Raw genomic sequence first — 23,982 nt, 5'->3', positions numbered from 1 at the left:
TTGTGATTTAATTTGTTTTCGTTCAGGATCAAAAAAATCAGAAATCAGAAATCAGAAATCTCGAATCACAAATCTTTCGTTCATCGATTGTTGATTTCGATTTGGGCTTTGCGCGCAGGGTTTGTGGTTTGGTATTTGTGAGTTGTGATTTTTTATTTGTGATTTGAGATTTTACAGTCTTGAGTAAACAATTGGGTAAAACGTTAAGCGGAGAATAAACTGATAAACACCATATTCTTTACGCTTTACGCTCTGTGCTTTACTCTCTTTCCCCGTAGGGGATGAAGGACAATAGATGTGGTGATGTAAACCAAATCTTTTTCCCCGTAGGGGATTAAGGAATGGTTTCTAAAGTTCCAATGCTCCAGGGTTTCAACGTTCCAGGGTTTCGGGGTTCAAAGGATTTCCGATTTCCCATTTCCCATTAATGTGTTCAGGTTTTCATAGCGTGATCTCATACAGGAAATAGGAAATAGGAAATAGGAAATTTTCGGGGAATTTTGAGGTGTGATTTGAGATTTTTTAGTGTAGTATAAACAATAACGTAAAGAGTAAGCCCTGAGCGAACGGCTAAAGGCCAACGGCGAACAGCGATAACAGCTATCAGATAATGACGATCTTGATCCGCACCAGGCGTCCGCCGAAGAGAATCTCCGACAGATAAAGCCCCGGCACCAGCCCCGTCATATTCAGCGGATAAGAGTCTGTGACGCCGGCACTGTACAATACCTTCTCCATCACAACCTTCCCCGTCTGATTCATCAGCCTGAGATGCAGGGACTGCTCCTCACTGATGCCCGTAACAAGAAAGGTAATATTTCCGTGGGAAGGATTGGGATAGACAGAAATTGAGGGCATATCACCGTCTATATGATCGGAACCGGTGACAACCACCTTTCCTCTGAGCCAGACCGAGGCCGAAATGTTTCCGGGATCGGTTACTGTCACCAGAACACTGTCGGTGCCCTGCCATTGCAGATTCCCTGACTGAAGCTGAATCATATCGCCTGCAAGTGATGCGGTAATATAAGTGCCTCCCGAAACCTTCAGGGTAAGTTCTTCGAACGAATTGTCCTCATCCGTCACATACGGTTCCGGCCAGAACGGGGCAAAAAGATTCCCTTCCCAGGCCACCTGCACCGGCAACGGAAGAATCACCGGAGGATCATTCACATCGGTCAGTACTATGTTCAGGGTAGCGGTTGCTGAGAGAGGGGGTGTCCCGTTGTCGGTAATCTGCACCGTTCCCGAAAACATATTCCGGCGCTCGAAATTCAAAGCTTCCGGATGCGTTACATATACCGAACCGTTGCTATGGATGCCGAATCCGCCGGAAAGGTCTCCGGATACAAACGCAAACGTATGGTTCTGTCCTGCATCTTCATCGTACACGGGAAGAATGCCGGCAACTGCATTCAGAGGCAGGTTTTCGGGAATTACAAACAGGGTATCGTGCACCACGGGAGCATCATTGGCATTGATTATCCGGATGCGAACCCAGGCTGTGTCGCTGTTCACATAGCAGGCGGCCTGCGGACAGACACGCACAAGCAGGAGCAGTTCCTGCCGTTTCTCATAATTGAATATCGAAGGATTGGCTATGGCAAGCGTTCCGTTCAGGGAATCAAGGCTAACCGCATTCATGAGATTGCCCTGCTCTATGTGAAATATCAGCGTGCGCCCGGAAACATTATCCGTTGCGGTCAGTTTTCCGATGAAAGTATTTTCGGCACTGTTTTCAGGAACGGAAAACTCCTGGTAGCTGATAACGGGTGGATTGAAAACAACGGAGGTATTCAGCCGGAGGGTTATTGTGGCATCGCCCGAAAGGGGAGGAGTGCCGTTATCGGTTACCCTGACGGACAGGGGGAAAATCGTATCGCCTGATTGCTGAAGGGCCAGGCTGTTCACAATGGTAATAACACCTGTGGAGGCATCAAGGCCAAAATACCCCTGGCTGTTGCCGCTGAGAATTTGAAAGGTAAAACCGTTTGTTCCGTCAGGGTCGGTTGCTGAAATGTTGCCGACATAGTATCCGTCGGGGATGCCGGCAGGAAACCAGTAGGTAAGAGACTGAACAACCGGCGCTTCGTTTACATTGGTAATATTGACGGTTACCTGGGCCGTGGCAGAGAGGGGCGGAGAACCGTTGTCGGAAACCTGCACCTGCAGGCGGAACTGCTGTACCGATTCATAATCAATCGCCTGCGGATTGTTCACCCTGAGCTGGCCTGAGATTGGGTTGAGGGAAAAGGCATTGCCGGTATTCCCCGAAAGGATGGAAAAGCTGAGCGTCTGGCCTGCATCGGGGTCGGCAGCCGTGATGGTTCCTGCCAGGGCATTGGCCGAAGGGTTTTCGGCGAGGGTGAAAGTTCGATTCGCTGCCACAGGAGCTTCGTTCATATTCAGCAGGTTAACTGTAACCGTGGCTGTATCGGTAAGGGAAGGGGATCCGTTGTCGCGCACCAGCACCCGCAGGGTAAACAGCGGCCAGGTTTCGAAATCCATCATGGAGGCATTGTTCACCCGCAGGCTTCCGTCCTGCTGGAGGGTAAAAGCCCCGGAGGTGTTCCCTGACAGGATGCTCCAGCTGAGGGTCTGGCCGGCATCCGGATCGGAGGCCGTTATTTTACCGATTAAAGTACCCGAAGGCGAATTTTCGGCCACAGAAAAGGTCTGGTTATTGATTGCAGGAGGGTGGTTTACCGGGGCAGTCGGTGCCTGGAGTGTTACCCTGAAGGTTTTCATCTGCCATTGGTTGAAGGTGTTGCTGAACGAGGTACCCGAAAAGGACAGGGATTGTAGGTCGGTTTCGATGTGGGTAGCAGAAAAAGCTGAGGTGACAGGCTGAAAAAAGCTGATGGCCGGTGTGTGCGAAGTGCCGTCCAGGTTCCAGAACCGGGCGATCAGTCCTTTTTCGGGGCCGTCATCGGCCGGCTTCAGGGCCCAGAGTACCACATTGGTATCGCTCACGGCAAGAAAAGAGCGGCTGGTACCCGGAAGGGACCCACTGCCCGTTACATAGCCGGCGGCCAGAGGGTTCTGATGGTTGAGGGACTGTTTCATGGAAGCCAGGGCAGAATATTGTGCAAAAGGAATCAGGGAAAAGCGGTAGGTAAACAGGCTCTCTCCGCCCTGGGAAGGAATGCCGTACTCGGTTCCGTTTACCTGTCCGCCGGCCAGCACGGTGATCTGCGGGGTGTTCACATCAAGGGTGGTGCCGGAACTGTTGCCCGCTTTGAAAAAGAAAGCATCAGCATTCGACAGGGTAACCCCGAAGCCGGTACTCTGGCTGATAGAAGCAAAATGATTGAGCGTAAACCAGTTGTACAGCGCATGACTGTCGGAATATTGTCCGCCCTGGCTAACCAGCCGGGCTTTCATGATGGCGCCAACTTCCTCGTGGTGGATTTCGGGCGAGGAAAGGTTGAACGAAAAGGCCCAGGTGCGGATGTCGCTGAAATTCTGGGTAATCTGGTCAACCACATCCACGCGGGGAATGCCCCTGTAAATGGTAACGGTGGTGGTGTGCGGCAGGGGAGAAGAGGAGGTGACGGTGATGGAGGCGCTCACATTTCCCTGGAAGGAAGAGGAAATGGTGCCCGATTCGCCGGTGCCGGAACCCAGGTCGTTGGCGTATTTATTGCTGACGGCCGCAATCATTTCGCGTTGCAGTTTTTTGTCATAGAGGCTTTTGATGACTCCCTGCCGGGTAACGGTTACCCGTACGTATTCGTTTTCGAGGGTCTGTGCATTCAGGGTTGGGTTGTTGGAAAAAACAGCGGGGGTACCCTGCTGAACGCGGAAGAGTTTATAGCCTGCGGAAGGGACACGGGCTGCCAGGAAGCGGATCCATGTTTTCCCGTCGCGCGAAAAGGATTCTGAGGGCACTTCATTGCCGCTTTCCAGCTCGGTAACTTTGGCCGGGAGGCTTCCGGTATAGACGATTTCAGCCGGCTCGGTACGTTCCCAGGAGAGAGGGTTGAACACCCAAACAATCTGTTGTCCCTGCACCGAGGGCAGGAGGGCTGAAAACCGGACGGCCGAACGGTTATAGAGGGTATCTACGTATGAGGTAAAACGGTTTTGAACCGTGCGTTCCCAGTTGGCACGCTCGCTCATGGTCACCACACGGGGATTTTCCCAGTTATGCTCCCAGTAAAGGCCGGCAGAAAGCCATGCTTCTTCCCGTATCGCCTTCAGGTCATTGCCGAAGGAAGGATCATAGAGCACGGCGACAGATGCCAGTGCTTCAGCCGTGCGGAGTTTTTCAGTGGAACGCTTCATGCGGGCAGATACCTCCTGCAGGGAGGCAATATTCAGATCCCAGTCGTTCCCGTAGGAACAGGCAAGCGATGGGGTGGAACTACTGTAGGTATTTTCAAAATCCTGGAAGAAGTCGATCATATTGGAAACGAACACCTTACGGCTTGTGGTGCTGTTGTTTTTTGCCACGGTAACAAATTCATTGGTCAGGGTTTGCACGTCGTCCCATCCTTTGCCGAATGCGCCGGCAACAGCAAACGGATAGGCGGTGGTATTGCATTTGGCTGTAGCCTTGTTCAGGGCGTCGAGGGGGTCGCGGGCTTCGGCATAGCCTCCCAGGCTGGTATTGGCGCCGTCCATCGAATACCACTTCATGAGGATTTTGCTGTTGTCAGGACCGGTCATGTAATAGATTTCGCGCGGGCGATTGGCAAAGCCGGGATAGCTGGTGGCACATCCGCATACTCCTTTCCAGCTGTACCGGGCGCCGGCACCGGCCCAGAGGGAAGCAATCCCGTAAGGCAGGCCCTGATTTTCCATCGAAACCGCCATAGGAAAGTCAAGGTTGAACTCCCTCTGCAGAGAGCCTGCATACATCATCCCGCGGATCACCATTTCGGCATTCTGGCATCCGAAGAGCAAAACAAGGGGATTCAGGGGAGCGGTAATGTGCCCGGAACGGATTTTGGTGATGAGGTTCGAGAACTGGGAAGAAGAACGGTTCTGCCGGTAAACGCGCAGCCACAGGGAACCGTCGCAGTTCCATCGGCTCTGAAATTCAGGCGCTTCGGAAGAAGTCGCTTCAGCCTGATTGATGTAGTAGTCGAGCATGGTCAGAAAGGCCTGCCGGTATCCTTCTTCCGTGGCCGACCAGAGGTAGTCGGTATGGTCATCGGCTGCCAGGTAGATGCGCTTTTGCTGGGCTTGTGTCCGGCTTCCCTGCAGGAGAAAAAGCAGAACAGAAAGCGCGATGATGATGGTGATTCGCATAGGAATTTTCCTTAATAACAATCAAAATTTCAGAAAGTTGAATAGGCTGTCCTGCTTTCTCCCTCAAAATTGTAACAAAAACCGGAACTTTGGTCAACGAAATTTGTTTATTGCTCAAAATTCGTGTACAACGCCGCCTGGTGGCCATCCTGCGTAACTGCCTGCAGAGGCGTGGAATGAAGCCGGAAAGCCTCTTCCGGCCGGAAACGTAACCGGCCTGCGGCAGGAGAAACAAAAACCGCCCGATTTGCGTTTATGCCTATATTTCGATAAATTCACAAAATCATTTAACCTGAAAGGTTTGGAAAAAATTGTCGTATATCAGTCATACCGCACGCAGAATGTTCCGGAGTTTATTTCCGGGTGCATGGAAAGCGTAAGAAACTGGGCCCGGGCAAATAATTATGCATACCGTTTTTATGACGATGCCCTGTTCGACCTTGTACCGGAATGGTTCCGGGAGAAGGTGTCTCATAAGATACTTCCCATGTCGGATCTGGGCCGGTTATACGCTGCCCGTCAGCTTCTTTCGGAAGGATTTGATGCGGCTGTGTGGATGGATGCTGATCTTTTTGTATACAGTCCCGGGCGCTTCCGGATTGATACCGGCCAGCCGTTTCTGCTGACAAAGGAAGTGTGGATTACGTATTCCCTTCATCTGGTGCCTTCGGTATGGGTGAGGGTTTGCAATGCGGCCATGGTGTACCGCCGGGAAAATCCCTTTCTTGATTTCTACATCTACAGCGCCGAACAGCTGGTAAAGAACAGGGAACACTGGGTGGAGCGGTTCCGCGGGTCGAATGATTTCCGGTACCAGCTGTTTTCCTTGAAGAATAAGCTGAAACCCCTGGCCCAGGACGTTCCGGTGGCTGTTATCGGCACCATGTACCTTACGGCACTGCATAAAATGTTCCCCCTCCCGCTGATTGAAAACATCGGCCTTTTCAGTCCCGCATTGCTCAAAGATATCGCTTCCGGCAGAGGCACCCTGATGCGCCGGTATATGGCCTTGTTCTCCGAACCTCTGTATGCCGCCAACCTGTGCGGATCATTTTACGGAAAGAGCGCTTTTGGAGTGAAAGCCGATGATGCACTGTACCGGAAGGTTATGGAAAACCTTATACAATCTGAAGGAGAAATTATGAACCGTTACAGGAGAGGAACCCATGAATAGAAATTCTTCGGCTTGGTCCGCCACCGGAAGCCGGGTCGCATCGTTGATTGATCTGCTGAACCGTGTACCTCCGGTTCTGTTTCTTTTCATCCTGCTGTGCATCAATTTTGTAAGCCCCCACCTGCATCCTAACGAAGAGCACTATTTTGCCCTTGCAAAACAATATCTCGATCCGCAATGGATTAAGGATTCCTTCTCGTTTACCGATCCTCCGGAGACCAAAATTCTCTATTACTACATTACCGGCTTTGCTTTGAAGTTTCTCAGCTTTGAGCAGTTCTCCCTGCTGGCAGGCATTGTGGTTTCGTTCCTGCTGGCCTGGCCGCTGGCCCGTATTTTCAGGCTCTTCCGGCTCGATAACCTGGAGGTCATGGTGTTGCTGCAGATCGGATTTTTTCCCTTTCAGACGTTCTTTGCCTATGAGTGGATTTTCGGCGGATTCGAACCCAAAAGCCTGGCGTATGTGCTGTTGTTCTTCTCCTTGTATTTCCTGCTGAAAGGAAAGAACATCCATGCGATGATTGCCCTGGCGGCTGCCACCTGGTTTCACTTCCTGGTGGCGGGCTGGTTTTTTCTGGCCGTTTTCATTCAGTGGGTCGTCGAAAAAGTTTCCTTCAGGGATCTGATCCGTCGGAGCCTGTGGTACGGAATTCCCGTACTGCCGGTAATTATCATTCTTCTGCTGTCCTTCCGCGGCGTTCCTTCGGAACAGGATGGGGTGAAATACAACTGGATTATAACCCACTTCGGGAATGCCGTTCATCTGTCGCTTTTCCGCAGTATGGAATGGTTTGGCCGGGATTATCTGCCGGGCATATTGCTGATGCTGGCGGCAGGACTGGTAAGTCTGACGATCTTCCGGGAGAGGGAGGAAAGCCGGTTTCGTCAGCTTAACCGGTTGAATCTGATAATCATGGGGCTGGTTGTGCTTTTTATTCCGGTAAGTTACTTCGACCGGGAGGGATTTTTCATGCGTTTTTTCCCTTACCGGCAGGCTGCTCTGGCCTTACTTTTCAGCCTGATTCTCGCCGCGGTTTACCTGCGGGAAGAAATCATCGGTACGGCGGAAAATATTGTCAGGCTCCAGCGGATGGCCGGGTGGATGGTGCTGGCGGTTGTGGTATACACTGCGGGAGTGAACGGGTATAAGGCCTTCCGGAAGGAACCGTCAAAGATGGAGTCGCTTGAGAAATACGTTATTGAATACACACAACCCGGGGAAGTGTTCCTGTTCTATTATCCGGAAGATCTGATGAGCTATTTTCCTCAGAAAACGGAATTTTCTTTTTCAAGGAAAACCCGGCGCGATGTTTTCTTTTCGTGCAAGTTCATCCCCTATGGCGGGAAAAATACCTTTGAATGGTACAGAAGGTATCTTGCCATGAAAAGGATTGAGGAGGATATTACTTTTCTGCGGGACATTGCCCGGGATTACAGGGTGCATTATGTGGTCACCGACAGGGTGCTCGATTTCCCATGGCTGAAGAAGGTTTTTGGTGAAGGGGATTATATTTTGTACCGTATCGGTGAAGAAGAACCGCTCTGATGGTGGCATAATGATCACCATCATGGCTCCCCTTTGGGGTTCAATCCGCACCTGTTCATCCTCCATTCTCTTCAAGGCCCCGGTGATGCTTCAGCAAAGTAGTAGCAATGTGGAATTGCTCCTCGAAATAACGTTTGTTCTGAAGCGACAAAAATCCGATTCCCAGAAACAGCAAAGCAACCAATAAAACAAAACCCCCGATAAGAAAGGCATGGGGCCGTGTCTGAAACAGCATGGCGATGGTAGCCGACAGCCGGTCGTCAAAATAAGCAGAATCAACCTGCACCAGAGGATAAATTCTATAGCCGTTAATAAAAAGCCAGGCAATGATATACAACGATATCAGGAAAAAGAAAGTGCCAACCGAGAAAAAGAAAATATACGGCCGGAAGATGAAGCTGGCCATGAACCCCGAAAAGATGCCGCGCAGAACCCGCATGCCTGAGGTACGTTTCTTTCCTGCCTTTTTCTGAAGGCTCCAGTTGAGGTGTGCCGGTATTTCAATAATCCTGGCCCGGAGGATGAAGGCTTTGTACATAATCTCCGGATTGATTTCATAATCTTTTGTTTTCAGGTTGAGCGACCTGACAAATCGCGCGTCATAGGCCCTGACCATGCCGGTAAACGTATGGAATTTCTCCTGAGCGGCAATATACATCAACCGGTTAACCATACGCGACAGAACTTTGCGCATCCAGGGAACATTGGATACCTTGCCTCCTTTCATGTAGGGAGAGGCAATCACCATGTCGGCCCTGGTCTGAACAAGGGTGTCGAGCATTCGTTCGATATGGTCGGGAGAATAACTGAGGTCCAGATCGAGGGTTACAATATATTTGCCGCGGGCATGTCGGAATCCGGTTTTGAGTGCATTGCCCAGGTTGAGGTTTACCGGATGGTGAACAACCCTGACCCTGGGTTCAGCAGTGGCAAATGCATCGGCCAGCGGACCGGTGTTGTCCCTGCTTCCGTCATTGACAAGCACAATTTCCCAGGAATAACGGTTCTCCAGAGTCGCCATATATTCTGTGATTATCTTCAGATGTTCGGTGAGGATGGCTTCTTCGTTGTAGGCAGGGATAACAAGAGTGACCAGAGGTTTTTCATCAGGATTCATGAGCAATATGTTTTTGATTATTTGTTGGTTACAGGTAATTTTTCCATGAGGAATTGCACGAATGTAATGGCGGCGGTTTCATGTCCCGTCTGATTCCAATGCCATGACGCCGGAAAGTAAGGAGGTGATGAGGCCCTGTGCAAAGGAACGCTCAGGTCAAGAAGGGGGATTTCCTGTTGAGCGGCCAGAGCAACAAGATGCTTCCGTCCCCGTTCTGTATCAAATGCTGTGGTATCGGCAGGCGAAATTCCGGCTGGCAGATAGTTAATTTCGCCGGGGTTTCTCACTTCGATGGCCGAAGGAATATACATGAGCAGAAGCCTGCTCTGATATGACCTGCATAACGAATCGACGGAGGCTATCAGCGAATCGGTTACATGCAGTGCTTCAGGCGTAAAGAAAAAGTTGTTGTTTTTCTGATAAAGGTGCAGAAACGATTTGTAATAGAAATACCAGTCATAACGGTTCGTTTTTTGCTTAATGGAACGGATCAGATTGTCGGCATGGAGAAAAATCTGCCGGTTCATGAACCAGCGCGGCAACCATTCATCGGGTGCCTTTACAAGGCCGATTTCCTTAAGCCTTGCAATTGGAGGAAGGTGTGCTTCTTCATAATCGTTCACAAAAAACTGGTAAAGGACCAGAGTGGGTTTGAAAATGGAAGCAAGCGAATCGATTCGTCCTTTTATTTCCCGGGGTCCATATCCTGTTACAGCTCCGTTTATCAGACGCACGTGCATCTGCAGGGAGTCAAGAATTTTCTGAGCCAGTGCAATCCATGAATTTTCATAGGGAATCCCTTCCGGCATGCTGAATGCGTCGCCCACGACCAGCACCCTGGTTTCATCGGGGGGCAAAGGAATCGGTACCGGAGGCCCGGGAAGACCCTGCGCATTGGTCTTTATAACGAAATCGTATGCATTGTAGCGAAGCCGGGTTTGCCGGTGTGGCTTGAGTGAATATACCGATTTGTCGTCGATCTGAAGAACCGGTAATTCCCCCCAGTCGGCACCTTCCAGAGGTTTCAATTGTTTCAGCAGGAACTCTGCTCCCGTTAGCAGGATGGCGAAAAATAAGAATGCCGTAAGGGTGTAATGAACCCTGAATGCTTTTATACGGCTGATTATCATACAGATAATGAAGAATAACAGAGAGAGAAGCAAAATGTACTTATGATAGGCATGAGGAGCCAGCAGGAGTCCGGTGAACAGAAGAAACAAAGAAACCATGCCGGAACGCAGAAAGGGATCAGAAACAGGAATTTTGGCAGCAAAAAGCAGAGTGGTCAGGATTCCGGCAAAGATGAAGCCGTTTAGCACATGAAGAAGGAAAGGATTTCCGGTACGCGACAGGGAAACATACAGGACAACTGCAAGCAGCAGGAATGCAATGAGATGCAGTCTTCGGGGTATAAAAGACAGCTTGTTTATCCGGTTGATGATTTTGTCAAACATAGCCGCCAGCGGAAAGGAGAATCCAATTACCAGAAGAGCCAGAATGGCATGTTGTATCCCGGACGAGAAAAAGGCAGTCCATTTAAGCGGTGCCTGATGAAAAAGAAACAGAGCAAAAGAAATGCTTCCGATACCGAGAACCAGTTTTCGTAAACCGGAAAAAGCATTACCTGAAATGGACCTCCAGATGCCAACTGTTATGCCGGTAAGGCCGAGGGTAACAAGGAGATTGGAAACAATGCTTCCGGCAAGCGTAAAGGAAAGTAACAGGCCTGCCAGGTAAACAATCAGGCTCAGAAAAGTTACCCGCCGGGTATTCTCCCAGAAAGTGCGGAAGCGCTCAGAGTTGATCAGCAAAAAAGCCATGGCCATGCCGGCAGAAAATTCGGCAAGGCGCGTTCCCGCAAACAATCCGGTCATCCAGTAATAAAGAGAATCCCCTCCATAGATGCCGTTGATAGCAAGGAGGCGGATGACAAAAGTGAGGAGAAGGGTACCAACCAGGAAGAGCCTGGGTCCTGACTTCATCAGTAAAAGCAGCAGAAATGGGAATACCAGATAGAGCTGAAGGAGGGTCCATATAAACCACCAGGAAGGGTTGATGAAGAAAAAGAGCTGGTCGGTAAACCGTAGACCAGCAAAGCTAAGCAGAACCCTGTAGTCGGTAAAAGCTACATGTGCCTGGGGAACCGCCACGCTGAAAAGGACAATAATAAAATGGATAAGGATATATAACGGAAAGATCCTGAGCATTCTTTTCCGGTAAAAAGACAAAGGGAAAAATCCCGGTGTGGGATTTTTAATGGCCGACATAGTGAGACCCAGTCCGCTGAGCAGGAGGAAAACTCCCGGGAAGCTGTCGCCGAGCCAGCCGGCGATTTTTACTACGCTGAAAAGCGGATTCTCCTGAGCAGGGAAAAACGAATGCATCCTTTCAGCAAAACCGGGCCAGTTTTCGGATGGATTGGTAAACCATGCTCCCGGAGCAAATTCTTCTATCAGGTGGTTGAACAGGATTCCGATAATGGCAAAGCCTTTCACGGCATCCAGCCAGGCAAAACGTTCTTTGGAAGACAGGGATTGGTCAGCTTGCATCAGGTGAAAGGCATTTCTATTAATAACCGCAAGTTAATTCAATTGTTCGGCTGGTAAAAAAAGAAATTGGTTCTTTTGACAAGTATCCTGTTTTTTCAATTGAGAAGACGGTCAAAGGTGACAAAATGAAGAGGGAATCTTCGAGAGAAAAAGGTTACTCCCATTGGCTGACCGGATTTTTCAGTTCAAATTCCCAGGGTTAAAGGGAAAATTGTACCTTTATCAAAATGATCATTGGTACGTATGCCCAATCTTGTTGTTTTTGATTTTGACGGAACCATTACCCGGAAAGATACCATGCTGGCGCTCGCACAATATCGCTGTGGCCTGCCAGGATTTCTGGCCGGAATGGTGGTACTATCACCCTGGCTGTTGATGCATGTTTTGGGCATTTATCCGAACCACCGCACCAAAGAACGATTCCTGACATTCTTCTTCGGAGGAACAACGGTTGAGGAGTTTGGCAAACTGTGTCAGCAATTTATTGACGAGAAGCTGGAGGGTATGCTGCGGAGCGATGCGATAAAATGTCTAAAGCAACACAAAGAAGCCGGTGACAGGGTGCTGGTGGTTACAGCTTCAGCCGGAAATTGGGTAATGCCCTGGTGTATAAGGTACGGAGTAGAATGCATTGCCAGCAGTCTGGAAGTGAAAGAAGGAAAGATAACCGGCCGCATGGATGGGAAGAATTGCTATGGTGAGGAAAAAGTGAGAAGGCTTCTTGAAAAAGCCCGGCCCGGAGACTATGATGCACTGATTGTTTATGGCGATAGCCGGGGAGATAGTGCATTGGGGAAAATGGCAGACAAGTATTTTTACCGGAATTTTGCCTGAAAACTTCGGGCATACGAAAACCTGAAGCATCAGTGCGAGGAAGGGTTTCGAAGGTCAAGCACCATGCTTTGCCGGTCTTCGGCATAGTAAATTACTTTGTATTTTTCGGCCAGGCGCAGGACAAACCTTTCCATTTCGGGTTCACGCAGCATATAAGTGGCGGCAAAAACGGTTCCTCCTTTTGCTTTAAGCTCGCCGATTTTATCCTCATTCCAATCGTTCTTCTGCAGTGTCCATCCCTGCAGGCCGGAATAGTAATACAATACCGGACTCAGGTCGTTACCGCCTTTATGAATGGTATAAGTGCCGGCTGTTATCAGGTGGTCGCCCGGGCCTGAAATCTCTTTAATGTGCCGGGCTACCTCCCACTCAACAGGGTGAAACGGCGCGTCTTTTTTAACTACCAGATATTTGTAGCCCGAAACGAGGATGATCAGGCTAATTGCAAGAACCGACGCTACAGGTGTTCCAAAGAGTCTGCCAACACCAGGAACCCTGGTGAGCAAAACGAACAACACAAAAAGTCCGGATGTCATCAGCATGGCAGCAACCGGTACTATGGCCAGCTGGCGGTAGGGAGCATCAATATTTCCTTCGGCTACAATGACAAAGAAAAGAACCACCCCAATAAGCCAGACAATTGGCAAATGGTATTTTCTTGCGTCCAGAATTGCATAAAGGGCTCCGGCCAGGAAAAGAAGGAAGCCCGCGGCCCCTCCGAATAAAGACCATATACTGTGAAACATGGCCGCATACCAGCTCTTTTGTGAAAGCATGGTCAGGGTCTGAAACTTGTCGTGCCCTCCGAAAACGCCGAAAACATCAATGGAAGTCTTTGTCAGGTGCCATGCATACACATACCATATAAACGGCAGAATGAATGCCGCAAGAAACCAGAGTGAAAGTTTCAGCCATGGCCGGAAATGAAAAAGATGTTTCCGGAACCAGAGCCAGACCATGGGCAGGGCAATGTAGAGTTCCGTAGGTTTCAACAGAAGGGCTAAGGACAAAAGGCCAAATGACAGCAGGGCTAAACGGACATTATTCTCTTCGGTATATCGGTAAAAAAAGTACAACGCCATAAGGGATGAAGCAAACAACAGGGGTTCTGAAAACTGAAAATTGCCAAAAGGGCTGTTGAGAGGAATAAAACCGGCAAAAGTGGAAGCCATTAGAGCACCATACTGACCCATGATTTTTCTGGCAAACAGGCCTGTGAACCAGATGATCAGAAGAAACGACAGCAGGGTGATGAACCGCACTGTAATAGGATTAAAACCAAATACTCTGTAAAGAAAAGCTGAAAGGTAAGGCACCAGAGGAAATTCCATGGCTGTTACACGGGGTGGCTCAGCTGGCCAGGTAATAGTAGGTTCATGAAATTTGAATCGGTTTTCAATGTAATTGGTTGAAATGGAGATATAGTCAATTTCCTTCCATGCAGTCCATTGCAGGGATGGTATGGCAATACCTGCAAGGCGTATCAGGGCGAAGAACAATACGATGGCGCCCAGATAAAAGTAAAATTTTGTGGCCGGAAGGGGGGATGACTTTAAACTGTTCATCGGAAATTTTAACGAAAAACGGAGGTTTTTCATAGGTTACTGCAGTTTGTTAATGAGTTCCCGTAAAGAGGAGTTTTGATAGTAAATAATAAACAGGATGGAACATATCCAGAGGATTCCGTTGATAATGAAGGGAATGTCAGAAATTACGAGCCGGGCAGGGTCACCTCCTTCCGCTTTGACATACAGAAGATAGAGATACCGGAATACGCCAAAAACCACAAACAGGGTAGAGTAAATAAGATTGGGAGTTCCGATGTGGTTGATGGTTTCTGCAGAGATGGTATACAAACTGTAGGTGAGGATAGAGGCTCCTCCGCTGATGAGCAGCATGGCTTCCAGCAAAGGCAGATTGTAATTGCTCAGGCTTTTGCGATGATTGCCTGCCTCCTTCTGCAGGAAGCTGATTTCGTGGTACCGTTTGCCGGTGGTCAGCATAAGAGCCAGCATGAGGGTACATAAAAAAAGCCAGCGCGAGGCTTCCACGTCAATAACAGCGGCTCCCGCCAATGCCCGGAGCAGAAATCCGGCCGAGACCATCATAACGTCGAGGATGACAATCTTTTTCAAACCAAACGAATACCCTATGTTGAGAAGAAAATACAGTCCCAGTACCACGGCAAATTTCCGGTGCAGAACGACAGAGCCGGTTATGGCGGTTGCGGCCAGCAGCACCATGATGGCAATGGCTATCCCTGCCGAGAGTTTACCGGACGGAAGCGGACGGTTCTTCTTCAACGGATGCAGCCGGTCTTCCTTCAGGTCTTTCAGGTCGTTCATAATATACACCGCACTGCTGGCCGCACAGAAAAGCAGGAATGCGGCGAATGACCTCAACAGCAGGTCGGTCTGAAAAAACGAAAGGGAAAAGATCAGTGCGGCAAAAACAAGGGAGTTCTTTGTCCACTGGTAAGGCCGCAATGTCTGGATGATGGCTTTTATCATGGCAAAAGGCTTAACGGGGTTTCCTTACGGGAAGTTGGGTTTTCATCCTTTCTTCTGCAAATGCACTCATGGGCATCAGCGTGTAATGCCTGGCCAGTTCACGGATCACCAGGCGAAAGACGGTCTTTTTCTTTTCGCTGGGCACCTGCATGCCCGGGAAGAAGGAAAGTTCGGGAACCTCATCGCCGCTGATAAGATCAAGGGGATGAAGCAGAAAACTGACCGGAGTGCGTGTAATCCGGCACATGAACAGGGCAAAGCGAAGGTATATCCGCATAAGTACCATGGAATAGCCGCTGAGGTAAAGAAGGTAGCTCAGGTGAAAAGGGACTTTGAAAACGGGTATGGTGGTAACGGGAATTTCGAGGAGGTTCCCTTCCTCACCAAGGTCCATCCGGTAGGGCTTCAGAGGCCGGAACCCGTCGGAAAACTTTCCGAAAAGATATTTCCGCACTTCTTTTTCTTCTTTGGTGAGGCGGGATGTCCAGAAATAGTAAAGCCGCGCCAGTGGGCCGATATACGTGGGAAGGGTAGAGGCGTCGTAAAGATAATTCTTCTTTTTCAGGAGTTTCAGCAGGTCAACGCTCCAACTGAATCCCGGGCCACGGAAACCACGGGGAACCTGGCCTGTAGCCTGCCTGATACTATCCTCGGCTGAGGCCAGCTCCTCTTCCATCTCGGCGGGCGAATAAGCCTGTATCCAGGATTCATGACGGAAAGAATGGTTTCCCACTTCGTGTCCCCGCTCCGTAATCATCCGAAGCCAGGGCCGGTTGATTTCCATGGAAGCATCCTGCCCCACAATAAAAAAGGTAATTTTCAGGTTGAGCTCATCCAGTAAATCAAGAACATAGGGCAGAAATACAGGAAGATAGGTCGGATACCGGTCCCATCCGGCATCCCCATGGATCTTCATGTAGCTCCATTGGTTGTCAAGGTCTAGGGAAAGAGCAGCTGGCGGTTTTGGTGTTTTCATGGAAGATTAGCAGTAAATCAGATTTTACAAGGAAAACATTTTGGCCAGAAATTCATTGGCCAGGTTCAGTGTTTCGTTTACATTCAGCGTGCTGTTGGTGATGTGGGCCGAATTCACCATATAGATACCTTCGGTTCCGGTATCAAATGACGGCTTGATGCGGGAATAATGAAGAACCGGCAGGGCAAAAACATACCGGCTGCGGGCTACCTTCACTGCAGCAATTTCTTCGTCTGACAGGGAAGGATGCACTTTTTTCAGCGCACCGGTGAACAGACGGATAATTTCCTCATCATCCCTGTCAAAAAGAGGGTTGTCCGGCTCCAGGTATTTCGGAAGGTAAATGAGGGCATGGCCTCCGAATACTTCTGGATCAATCAGGGCCGTCATTTCAATGATTCCGGTAACGGGTATGCCTTCTTCTGTAACGTTGGTAACATAAAAAGGCGAAAGGGATTTTTTGAGAAGGAGAGAAACACAGATGACTCCCATATAGGGGATAGCCGTCATTTTATCTTTCTCAACCGGATCAACATCGGGAAAAATCCTGAGGATAACCGGGGGAGGCACAGTAAGGATTACCCGGTCGAATTCGAGCGTTTCACCGTTTTTCCCGGTAATTTCTGTTTTGTTGGCCTTATTTTTGATTCTGTCTACCGCGAAGCCGGTGCGGATAACGGTACCGTTATCGCTGAGGAACGATGTGACTGTTCGGAGTATGGTGGCATATCCTCCCCGCACGTAGCCGAACATTTCCTTTTTTTCTCCGCTTCGCCGGGCGGCATACATTCTTCTTATGGTGGCCCAGATAAAAGCAGCGGAAGTTCGCTGCCATGCGTCGCCCAGCTTTGCTTTCAGCAGGGGAAGCCAGATTTTTTCAAACGTTCGTTCTCCCGACCACCGTGTAAGCCAGTCGGCGACATGCATTTTTTCGAGGCGCCGCGGACTTTTTATAAGTGAGCCGAGAAAAATGGTTCCTCCGAGCCTGAGCTTATCGGCAAGATTCAGGGGAGGAAAAGCAAGAAACTCTTTGGTGTTGGACATGGAATAGAGCCGTCCGTCGGTATAAAAACCTGTCCGGGTTTCTTTCCATACGATTTGTTCGGCAAGGTTCATTTCCTTGAGGAAGGAACGAAGGACCGTGTCGGAAAGGGAGATGACGTGATAATATTTATCCCAGGTATAGGGTCCGATCTGCCAGGCAGAAGCCAGGCCGCCTGTGGAAGGTGCTTCTTCCAGCACGGTAACATCCCAGCCTGCTTTGCGCAGACGGTGGGCCAGGTAGAGGCCCAGCATGCCGCCGCCCACAATTCCTGCTTTCATAAGGCCGAAAAAGTATTTGTCCGGGCCTGTTGAAGGGCGCATTGCACCAGCCGTGGGATAAAGCCGTCGTATTCCACGGAATGGTTCACCTGTCCGGGAACTGCCAGGTCGCAGCCTGTGGTACAGGTTCCCGCCAGTTCGCGCACCCTACCGTAATGCACCCGGTTGAATTCGTTCAAATGGTATTCCTGGTTGAAGAAATTGCAGAGCATAGCAACTTCATTGGCCACACCCGTTTCCATTGCCCGGAAGCCCTTGTAAACAAAATCGACAAACGTCGTGGTAGGTATTTTTCTGCCCTTGCCGATGCCGGCCATGCGCACTGTTTCCTGGCTCAGATTCTTTCGCGGATAGGCATTGCAGGCATCAAACAAGCCCCGGGCCATCGGGGCAGAGGAAAGAATTTCACTCAGTCCGTCTACATACACCGAATGGGCTGTACATACAAAAATGTACTCAGCTTCACGGAGGGCTTCGGAAAGGTTGTGGGTAAGAATGTCGCTGAAACCATACCGCAGAATGTTCTGATCGTCTTTTTTAACAAACGGATCATGCAGAACAACCCGGCAGCGTTTGCTGATAAGTTCTCTGGCAAACACAAGGGTGGGACTGTTGCGGGTATCTTCGGAATTAAACCGGTAGGCGGCACCCAGGAGGGCAACTGATTTGCCGTTCAGGCTGCCAAAATGTTTTTCGGCCAGTTCCAGTGTTTTGGCAGGAGCCTCGTCATTGATCTCCCGTGCCTTGAGTATCAGACTGTCTGAGGATGGGCCGTCTTTTTCCAGCTTTCTCCACCACAGCAGAATGCCGTCTTTCGGCAGGCAATGGCCCCCCACGCCGAGAGCAGGAATCAGCATCGCTCCGGTAGGGACAGCAGTGGGGTTGGACGAACTTTCGTCGGGGCGGGCCAGTTTTTTATTCACCTCATCGCGAAGGGCATAAAAATCAATGTCGTTGTCGTCGCAATACCTGACGATCTCGGCCGAAAAGGCAATCCGTACATCCCGGTAGGCATTTTCCAGAGTTTTCACAATTTCTGCCGTGTAGCTGTTGGTGGTGTGCAGTTCGGCCCGGGTAACAATGAAGGAATACAGATGCCGGATGAGCTGGGGAGTCAGCGGATGAAGACCTGCCACCAGCTTGTCGGCCTGCGCTATCCGTTCTACCAGTCTTCCGGGCATAACCCGGTTGGGGCTGTTGCCAAGAAGAATATCTTTTCCTTCCTGCAGGCCATAGCTGGCGAAGAAGGGTTTGATCAGCGTATCCATGGTGGATGGGGCCAGGGTGGATTCAAAAACAACGAGGGGTATTTTTCCGGAAGGCTTTTTCTGAAGAGCAACAGCCAGATCGGTTAACCCTGAAAAGAGTGGGCCGTAATCTGGTTCAAGCCCTTTTTTGTCAGTCTGGATGGCCACAAGCACCACATCGGCATCAGTGAGAACGGAGTAATCGTGGCTTGCCGAAAGGAGGCCTTCCTGTACTGATTCCCTGACAATATCATCCAGGCCCGGTTCAATGCCGCCGATAACGGAACGTCCCTGATTAATGGCAGCTACTTTCCATCCGCTGTGGGTGGAATTTCTCTGCACTACCACTACTTTGGCCGGTTCTTTTGAGCCGATACGGATCCGTGCATGGGCCAGCAGGGCTGCCATGGGCATGCCCACAATGCCGGGGCCGATCACTCCGATTTTTTTTACTTTCCATTCGGTACCATCCAGATGCTTCATGTTTTTTGTAATTAGTTGTCAATAAATGTATTAAACCATAATTCCACACTCAGTGCCCCCCAGAGTGCCCTTCCAAAGGCATCTTCATTGCGGATAAGGGCCTCGACTTTGCCGGGATCAAAAATACCCCTCTCACGGGCTTTTTTCGATAGTAATATATCTTTAAAAAAGGAGCCGACTGGTCCGCGCGCCCAGATATGCAAAGGTACCGGGAAGCCCATCTTGTCTTTGCGGTTAAAGATTTCCGGAGGGATGATGTCGCGGATAACCTTTTTCAAAATGTATTTCATTTCGCCGCCTTTAAATTTAAGGCCGGCCGGCATAACGGAAACCAAATCAACGATGCGGCGGTCGAGCAAAGGAACCCGCGATTCGAGCGAAACCGCCATGCTCACGCGGTCTTCCACCTGCAATAATCCCGGCAGACTCCCGAACATATCGAAATGGGTCATTTTGTTAATGTACGAAAGGGTATCGGGATGGTTGAACAGGGTCTGGAACTTGGCAAAAATCGCTTCCCGATCAAACTGCCGAAGATAGTCTTCGGTAAATATGCCGGAATTGCCGTCAAACCGGTCAATGAGATGGAAGTAGCGACGGTCCATAGGTTCAAAGGTTTCCTTGCTCCAGAATCTTTTCAGCATGGGCAGGTAACTTTTGATGTAGGGAAGATTCGGCAGAATGGACTGCAGGGAAACGATATGTTCTTTTTCTTCGTTGGTTTCGAATATGGCACCTTTCAGGGCCTGTTCCAGATAAGCAATTACGTAACGGGCATACCCGCTGAAGATTTCATCGCCGCCCTGTCCTCCAAGGACCACCTTCACATTTTGTGCCGCCAGCCGGGATACCATATACTGCGGGAAAAGGCCCGGGCCGGCCACCGGTTCGTCAAGGTGATAGATGAGGGTAGGTATGGCATCGATAAAATCTTCCGGTTTCATATATATAACATGGTGCTTCGCGCCGGCTTTTTCGGCAACAATGGCGGCATAGCGCGATTCATCAAAGGAGGGTCCTTCGTCAAACGCTCCCGTGAACGAAGCAATGGGCTGATCAGACAAACGGGCGGCCAGCATGGTAACCAGCGATGAATCGAGCCCCCCGCTCAGGTACGTGCCCAGGGGTACATCACTGCGCAGCTGCCATTTCACGGTTTCCTCCAGAAGTCTTTCCAGTTCATGGGCAAAGTATTCTTCGGTATGATACAGGTCGATCTTGAAATTCGGTTCCCAGTACTGAACTGTTGTACGGCTGAAATCATGCAGGTTATAGAGGGTATAACAGCCGGGCATGAATTTTTTGATTCCCTTGAACAGGGTATCATTTCCTACCACAAACTGAAACACAAAGTACTCATTGAGCATGGGGTAGTTCACCTCCGGCTTCACCCCGGGATGCGCCAGCAGGGCTTTTATTTCGGAGGCAAAAAGCAGCAGGTGTTCATTCTCGAAAACATACAGGGGTTTGATCCCGAAGTGATCCCTTGCCACCAACAGTTCCTGCTTATTTTTGTCATAAAGAATAAAGGCAAACATCCCGTTCAGCAGAGGGATGCCTTCAGCACCGTAATGCCGGTAGAGCTTGAGTATGACTTCCGTATCGGAGGCAGTATGAAAAACGTATCCAAGCCGGATCAGATCGTTGCGCAGTTCAACGTAATTGTAGATTTCACCGTTAAAGACGATGACCAGTCCGTCATCTTCCATGGGCTGATGACCCGTTGCGAGGTCGATGATGGACAGCCTTTTGTGGAACAGACCCAGCGGGCCATCCACATATTGCCCTTCGTCGTCAGGGCCGCGGTGACGTATGGTTTCGGCCATTGCCCTGAGCAGGCCGGGTTCGGCTGAATGATGATTTTTGTTAATAAGCCCGACAAATCCACACATAGAGGTTAGGTTCTGTTACCTTTATCCTTATCCTGCTGGTTAGCAAGCCTTTCTTCACAACGTTTCATCAGATGAAAGGCTGAAAGTAATTACCTTGCAACTAACAGGGGAGAAATGGTAATGTTCATCTTAGAAAGTTTTAAAGTACCAAAAATGTTGACCCAAAAACCTGTTTATTGCCGGGAATTTTATCAATGGGTATTAACGTGTGATAAACGGCCTGAATAGTCCTGTAAAAAGAAAATAAAAAAGGACAGGAATTGGAGCGGAATGGTGAATTTTGTAAAAATAATCGGATCGGAATGCAACAATATTTCTTCAGAATGGTTTGTGTAAGGTAAAGTTTGTATGATGAAGATTGCCTATGTAAGCCGCTACAGTGCTCGTGATGTAAGGTCCTGGAGCGGATTGAACCATTATATTGCCAGAGCACTGGAAAAAAACGGTGCTATAATAGAATATATTGACGATTTGCAGATGCCGGGTTTTCTGGTTGAAAAGATGAAAGAACGGTTAATACCGGCATTGACGGGGAAAAAATATCTGATTGACAGAAGCCTTTCGGTGGCCAGAAGCTATGCCAGACAGGTGGCCCGCCGACTGAAAAAAATAAAGGCCGATGTGGTTTTCTGTCCTGCCAATCTGCCTGTTGCTTTCCTTGAGACCGATCTGCCGTTGGTTTTTTATACGGATGCATGTTTTGCCAATGTAATTGACTATTACAGCGATTTTTCCAATGTGCATGAAATCAGCATCCGCTCCGGGCATATTATCGAGGAAGAGTCCTTCCGGCGGTCTGCTGCCGTGGTATATTCATCACACTGGGCTGCTGACAAGGCAATTTCGTACTATGGCGTGCCGGAAGAGAAAGTCCATGTAATCCCTTTCGGGGGAAATATAGAAAATGCCCATACGGAGGCAGATATTCAGCTCTGGAATGAAAAAAAAGATTTCAGCAAGATCCGCCTTTTGTTTATCGGGGTTGACTGGTACCGCAAGGGGGGAGCCAAGGCATATGAAGTTGCAAAAATGCTCAATCTCAGGGGAATACCGGCAGAACTGATTGTGGCTGGCTGTCACGTTCCGGAAGGCTATCTGGCTGATGGAATCGTAAAAAGATATCCTTTTCTGAACAAGCAGATTCCGGAACAGAGGGAGGTTTTGTACAACCTGTACCGAACGTCTCATTTTTTTCTGATGCCCACGTATGCCGAAGCTTTTGGACTGGTATTTGCCGAAGCATCGGCTTTCGGACTGCCTTGCATAACGCATGATACGGGAGGAGTTTCTGCCGCAGTGCATTCGGGCAGGAACGGCCAGTTGTTTTCTCCGGATGCCCCCCCTGAACAAATGGCCGACTTTATTGCCGGCCTCTGGAACAATCAGGATAACTACCGCAGGCTTAGTCTGAATGCTTTCAGGCATTACCGTGAGCGGCTTTCGTGGGATGTGAACGGCAAATTGCTCTACAACCTGTTGCTGAAGGTGACAGGGAAATCTGCATCGGGTCAGTAATGATTAAAAAAGCAAAACCGGGCCGTTTGCTAGCTCTCCAAAAAAGACAGCAAGATGCTCTGAAAAGTAATACGAAAAAATAATAGACAGGTGAATATGACAGCTGAAGCAGGAGTTCCGGTAAAGAAGAAAAGGATAGAGGTAATTGATGCAGGGCGGGGAGCTGCCATGTTGTTTGTTTTTCTTTCCCATTTTTCTGAATTCTATTTGGGATATCACGGGAAAACAAGGCTGCTCGAAGCCATGTATAACATTACAATGATTGCCTCCCCTTCGTTCATGCTCATCAGCGGTACCATGCTGGGGTATCTGTTTCGGTCCAATCCGGGAGGTTATCAACGGATACGGGAAAAATACATTGACAGGGGGTTGTTCCTCCTGCTGGTGGCGCACATCCTGATATTTATCATCATGTTGCCATACCTTCATTATTATGGCCACAATTACCGGATGTTGTTTATTACCGATACGATTGGACTCAGCATGATAGCCGGAAGCTATCTTCTGCCGAAAATACGGCCTGCTATGCGCCTGGCAATAAGTGCCGGAATCTTCATTATCAGCTGGATCATTGTGCTGGAGCTTTCAATCAATAACTGGCATGTGTCCTTCTGGATGGAACCTGTAACCGGGAATCTAAAGCACCATTGGTTTGATGTGTTTCCTTTCCTGCCATGGTTTGCCCTGTTTTTTGCCGGTACTGCTATCGGAGAAAGAATCAGCGTGTATTACCGTGAAAATGCCTTGTTGAAAATTGAGAGGATGTTGCTGCGTTTATCGATGCTCTTCATCGGAATATTTTTGGTGCTGCAGGGAATAAAGGCCATTCTGAGAATCCGGGGGTGGGAGGTTGACATTGGTTACCTCGGCGCTTTGCTTTTCCATGGTCAGAAAAATCCTCCCGGCCTGTCTTACCTGTTGTTTTACGGAGGCACCGGTTTGTTTATGCTGTATGTTCTTGCCCTGATGATCCGCAGGAATTTTCTTCCGAACATAATGGAACTTCTGAAGCTGATTGGCCGAAACTCTCTGTTTGTTTTTGTTATTCAGTATTTCTTTATGATCAGCCTGAATGTTCTTATTCGGCCCTGTTGGTCACCTTTCTGGCCGGTTCTTTTTGGCATCGAAGTGATTCCGGTCATCCTGCTTACTTGGTTCTGGGATACAAGGGGATTTAACCGTTTTCTTACGGTATTGCATCCCGGCGTGTGGAAAGAAATCATTCCCGTCAGGAAGGGAACATAAAAACGACGGGAAACAGAAACATTTATCCATTTTTTCATTTGTATATATATGGTATTCAATGTTCTGAACAAATCTTACCCGGGTCCATAGAGTTAAGGTTCCCATCTTAAAACAAGGATATGAAAAAAGTTGTATCAATTTTTTTTCTGATGCTGGCTACCTGGGGCATTCTCAGGGCACGTTCCTTTTATCTTGATTCAAAGAACGGAAATGACCTTGCCGATGGGTCCACCCCCCAGAAAGCCTGGAAGACGCTGCAGAAGCTCAACCAGTCCATGAGTCAGATCCAACCGGGTGATACGATTTTCTTTATGC

15 protein-coding genes are annotated in these 23,982 nt (G+C 49.2%); 6 read left to right on the top strand and 9 right to left on the bottom strand.

Going from position 1 to position 23,982, the window contains the following annotated elements; genetic code table 11:
- Window positions 1–603 precede the first annotated feature (603 nt).
- Window positions 604–5,256 carry a T9SS type A sorting domain-containing protein gene (locus GX419_11510; GenBank protein NLI25320.1) on the bottom strand — a complete coding sequence of 1,551 codons (4,653 nt, stop codon included), beginning with the start codon at window positions 5,254–5,256 and terminating at the stop codon, window positions 604–606.
- 301 nt (window positions 5,257–5,557) lie between these two features.
- Here GX419_11510 and GX419_11505 point away from each other — a divergent pair, with 301 nt between their 5' ends.
- Both GX419_11505 and GX419_11500 read left to right on the top strand, forming a co-directional pair.
- Window positions 5,558–6,430, top strand: a complete 873-nt coding sequence (locus GX419_11505; GenBank protein ID NLI25319.1) for a hypothetical protein — start codon at window positions 5,558–5,560, stop codon at window positions 6,428–6,430.
- On the top strand, window positions 6,423–7,976 hold the full coding sequence (locus GX419_11500; protein ID NLI25318.1) for a hypothetical protein: 1,554 nt from the start codon (window positions 6,423–6,425) through the stop codon (window positions 7,974–7,976). The genes GX419_11505 and GX419_11500 overlap by 8 nt, the downstream gene beginning before the upstream one ends.
- Before the next feature lie 55 nt (window positions 7,977–8,031).
- Here the strand turns inward: GX419_11500 and GX419_11495 are convergent, their stop codons facing one another.
- Together GX419_11495 and GX419_11490 are read right to left on the bottom strand one after the other, a co-directional pair.
- Window positions 8,032–9,093 carry a glycosyltransferase family 2 protein gene (locus tag GX419_11495; GenBank protein ID NLI25317.1) on the bottom strand — a complete coding sequence of 354 codons (1,062 nt, stop codon included), beginning with the start codon at window positions 9,091–9,093 and terminating at the stop codon, window positions 8,032–8,034.
- 17 nt (window positions 9,094–9,110) lie between these two features.
- Window positions 9,111–11,642, bottom strand: coding sequence for an acyltransferase (locus tag GX419_11490; protein NLI25316.1), 2,532 nt, complete (start codon window positions 11,640–11,642; stop codon window positions 9,111–9,113).
- Between the two features lie 243 nt (window positions 11,643–11,885).
- On the opposite strand from GX419_11490, the gene GX419_11485 reads away from it, so the two are divergent.
- Window positions 11,886–12,476, top strand: coding sequence for an HAD-IB family hydrolase (locus tag GX419_11485; GenBank protein NLI25315.1), 591 nt, complete (start codon window positions 11,886–11,888; stop codon window positions 12,474–12,476).
- A gap of 29 nt (window positions 12,477–12,505) precedes the next feature.
- Here GX419_11485 and GX419_11480 read toward each other — a convergent pair whose 3' ends face one another.
- The 6 genes from GX419_11480 to asnB are packed head-to-tail and all read right to left on the bottom strand — an operon-like array spanning window position 12,506 to window position 20,907.
- Window positions 12,506–14,041, bottom strand: coding sequence for a hypothetical protein (locus tag GX419_11480; GenBank protein ID NLI25314.1), 1,536 nt, complete (start codon window positions 14,039–14,041; stop codon window positions 12,506–12,508).
- A 36-nt stretch (window positions 14,042–14,077) separates the two neighbouring features.
- Window positions 14,078–14,986 carry a decaprenyl-phosphate phosphoribosyltransferase gene (locus GX419_11475; GenBank protein ID NLI25313.1) on the bottom strand — a complete coding sequence of 303 codons (909 nt, stop codon included), beginning with the start codon at window positions 14,984–14,986 and terminating at the stop codon, window positions 14,078–14,080.
- 10 nt (window positions 14,987–14,996) lie between these two features.
- Entirely contained in the window at window positions 14,997–15,962 is a 966-nt protein-coding gene (locus GX419_11470; GenBank protein ID NLI25312.1) for a polysaccharide deacetylase family protein, read from the bottom strand.
- 24 nt (window positions 15,963–15,986) lie between these two features.
- Window positions 15,987–17,285, bottom strand: a complete 1,299-nt coding sequence (locus tag GX419_11465) for an NAD(P)/FAD-dependent oxidoreductase (protein NLI25311.1) — start codon at window positions 17,283–17,285, stop codon at window positions 15,987–15,989.
- Entirely contained in the window at window positions 17,282–19,015 is a 1,734-nt protein-coding gene (locus GX419_11460; GenBank protein ID NLI25310.1) for a nucleotide sugar dehydrogenase, read from the bottom strand. Before GX419_11460 ends, GX419_11465 begins: the two co-directional genes overlap by 4 nt.
- 11 nt (window positions 19,016–19,026) lie before the next feature.
- Window positions 19,027–20,907, bottom strand: coding sequence for an asparagine synthase (glutamine-hydrolyzing) (asnB, locus tag GX419_11455; GenBank protein ID NLI25309.1), 1,881 nt, complete (start codon window positions 20,905–20,907; stop codon window positions 19,027–19,029).
- A 348-nt stretch (window positions 20,908–21,255) separates the two neighbouring features.
- On the opposite strand from asnB, the gene GX419_11450 reads away from it, so the two are divergent.
- The 3 genes from GX419_11450 to GX419_11440 all read left to right on the top strand — a co-directional run.
- On the top strand, window positions 21,256–22,422 hold the full coding sequence (locus GX419_11450) for a glycosyltransferase family 4 protein (GenBank protein NLI25308.1): 1,167 nt from the start codon (window positions 21,256–21,258) through the stop codon (window positions 22,420–22,422).
- Window positions 22,423–22,518: 96 nt separating this feature from the next.
- Window positions 22,519–23,667, top strand: a complete 1,149-nt coding sequence (locus tag GX419_11445; protein ID NLI25307.1) for a DUF1624 domain-containing protein — start codon at window positions 22,519–22,521, stop codon at window positions 23,665–23,667.
- Window positions 23,668–23,786: 119 nt separating this feature from the next.
- Window positions 23,787–23,982 (top strand): hypothetical protein (locus GX419_11440; GenBank protein ID NLI25306.1); only part of this gene is annotated, 196 nt, incomplete at its 3' end.

The organism is Bacteroidales bacterium, assembly GCA_012517825.1.
GTDB lineage: Bacteria > Bacteroidota > Bacteroidia > Bacteroidales > JAAYUG01 > JAAYUG01.
This window is presented reverse-complemented; position numbering and strand designations above follow the sequence as displayed.

Coding starts and splice junctions, on each gene's coding strand:
- GX419_11495 (NLI25317.1), bottom strand. CDS start 9,093: ATGAATCCTGATGAAAAACCTCTGGTCACTCTTGTTATCCCTGCCTAC.
- GX419_11490 (NLI25316.1), bottom strand. CDS start 11,642: ATGCAAGCTGACCAATCCCTGTCTTCCAAAGAACGTTTTGCCTGGCTG.
- GX419_11475 (NLI25313.1), bottom strand. CDS start 14,986: ATGATAAAAGCCATCATCCAGACATTGCGGCCTTACCAGTGGACAAAG.
- GX419_11480 (NLI25314.1), bottom strand. CDS start 14,041: ATGAACAGTTTAAAGTCATCCCCCCTTCCGGCCACAAAATTTTACTTT.
- asnB (NLI25309.1), bottom strand. CDS start 20,907: ATGTGTGGATTTGTCGGGCTTATTAACAAAAATCATCATTCAGCCGAA.
- GX419_11445 (NLI25307.1), top strand. CDS start 22,519: ATGACAGCTGAAGCAGGAGTTCCGGTAAAGAAGAAAAGGATAGAGGTA.
- GX419_11485 (NLI25315.1), top strand. CDS start 11,886: ATGCCCAATCTTGTTGTTTTTGATTTTGACGGAACCATTACCCGGAAA.
- GX419_11470 (NLI25312.1), bottom strand. CDS start 15,962: ATGAAAACACCAAAACCGCCAGCTGCTCTTTCCCTAGACCTTGACAAC.
- GX419_11460 (NLI25310.1), bottom strand. CDS start 19,015: ATGAAGCATCTGGATGGTACCGAATGGAAAGTAAAAAAAATCGGAGTG.
- GX419_11450 (NLI25308.1), top strand. CDS start 21,256: ATGATGAAGATTGCCTATGTAAGCCGCTACAGTGCTCGTGATGTAAGG.
- GX419_11500 (NLI25318.1), top strand. CDS start 6,423: ATGAATAGAAATTCTTCGGCTTGGTCCGCCACCGGAAGCCGGGTCGCA.
- GX419_11510 (NLI25320.1), bottom strand. CDS start 5,256: ATGCGAATCACCATCATCATCGCGCTTTCTGTTCTGCTTTTTCTCCTG.
- GX419_11465 (NLI25311.1), bottom strand. CDS start 17,285: ATGAAAGCAGGAATTGTGGGCGGCGGCATGCTGGGCCTCTACCTGGCC.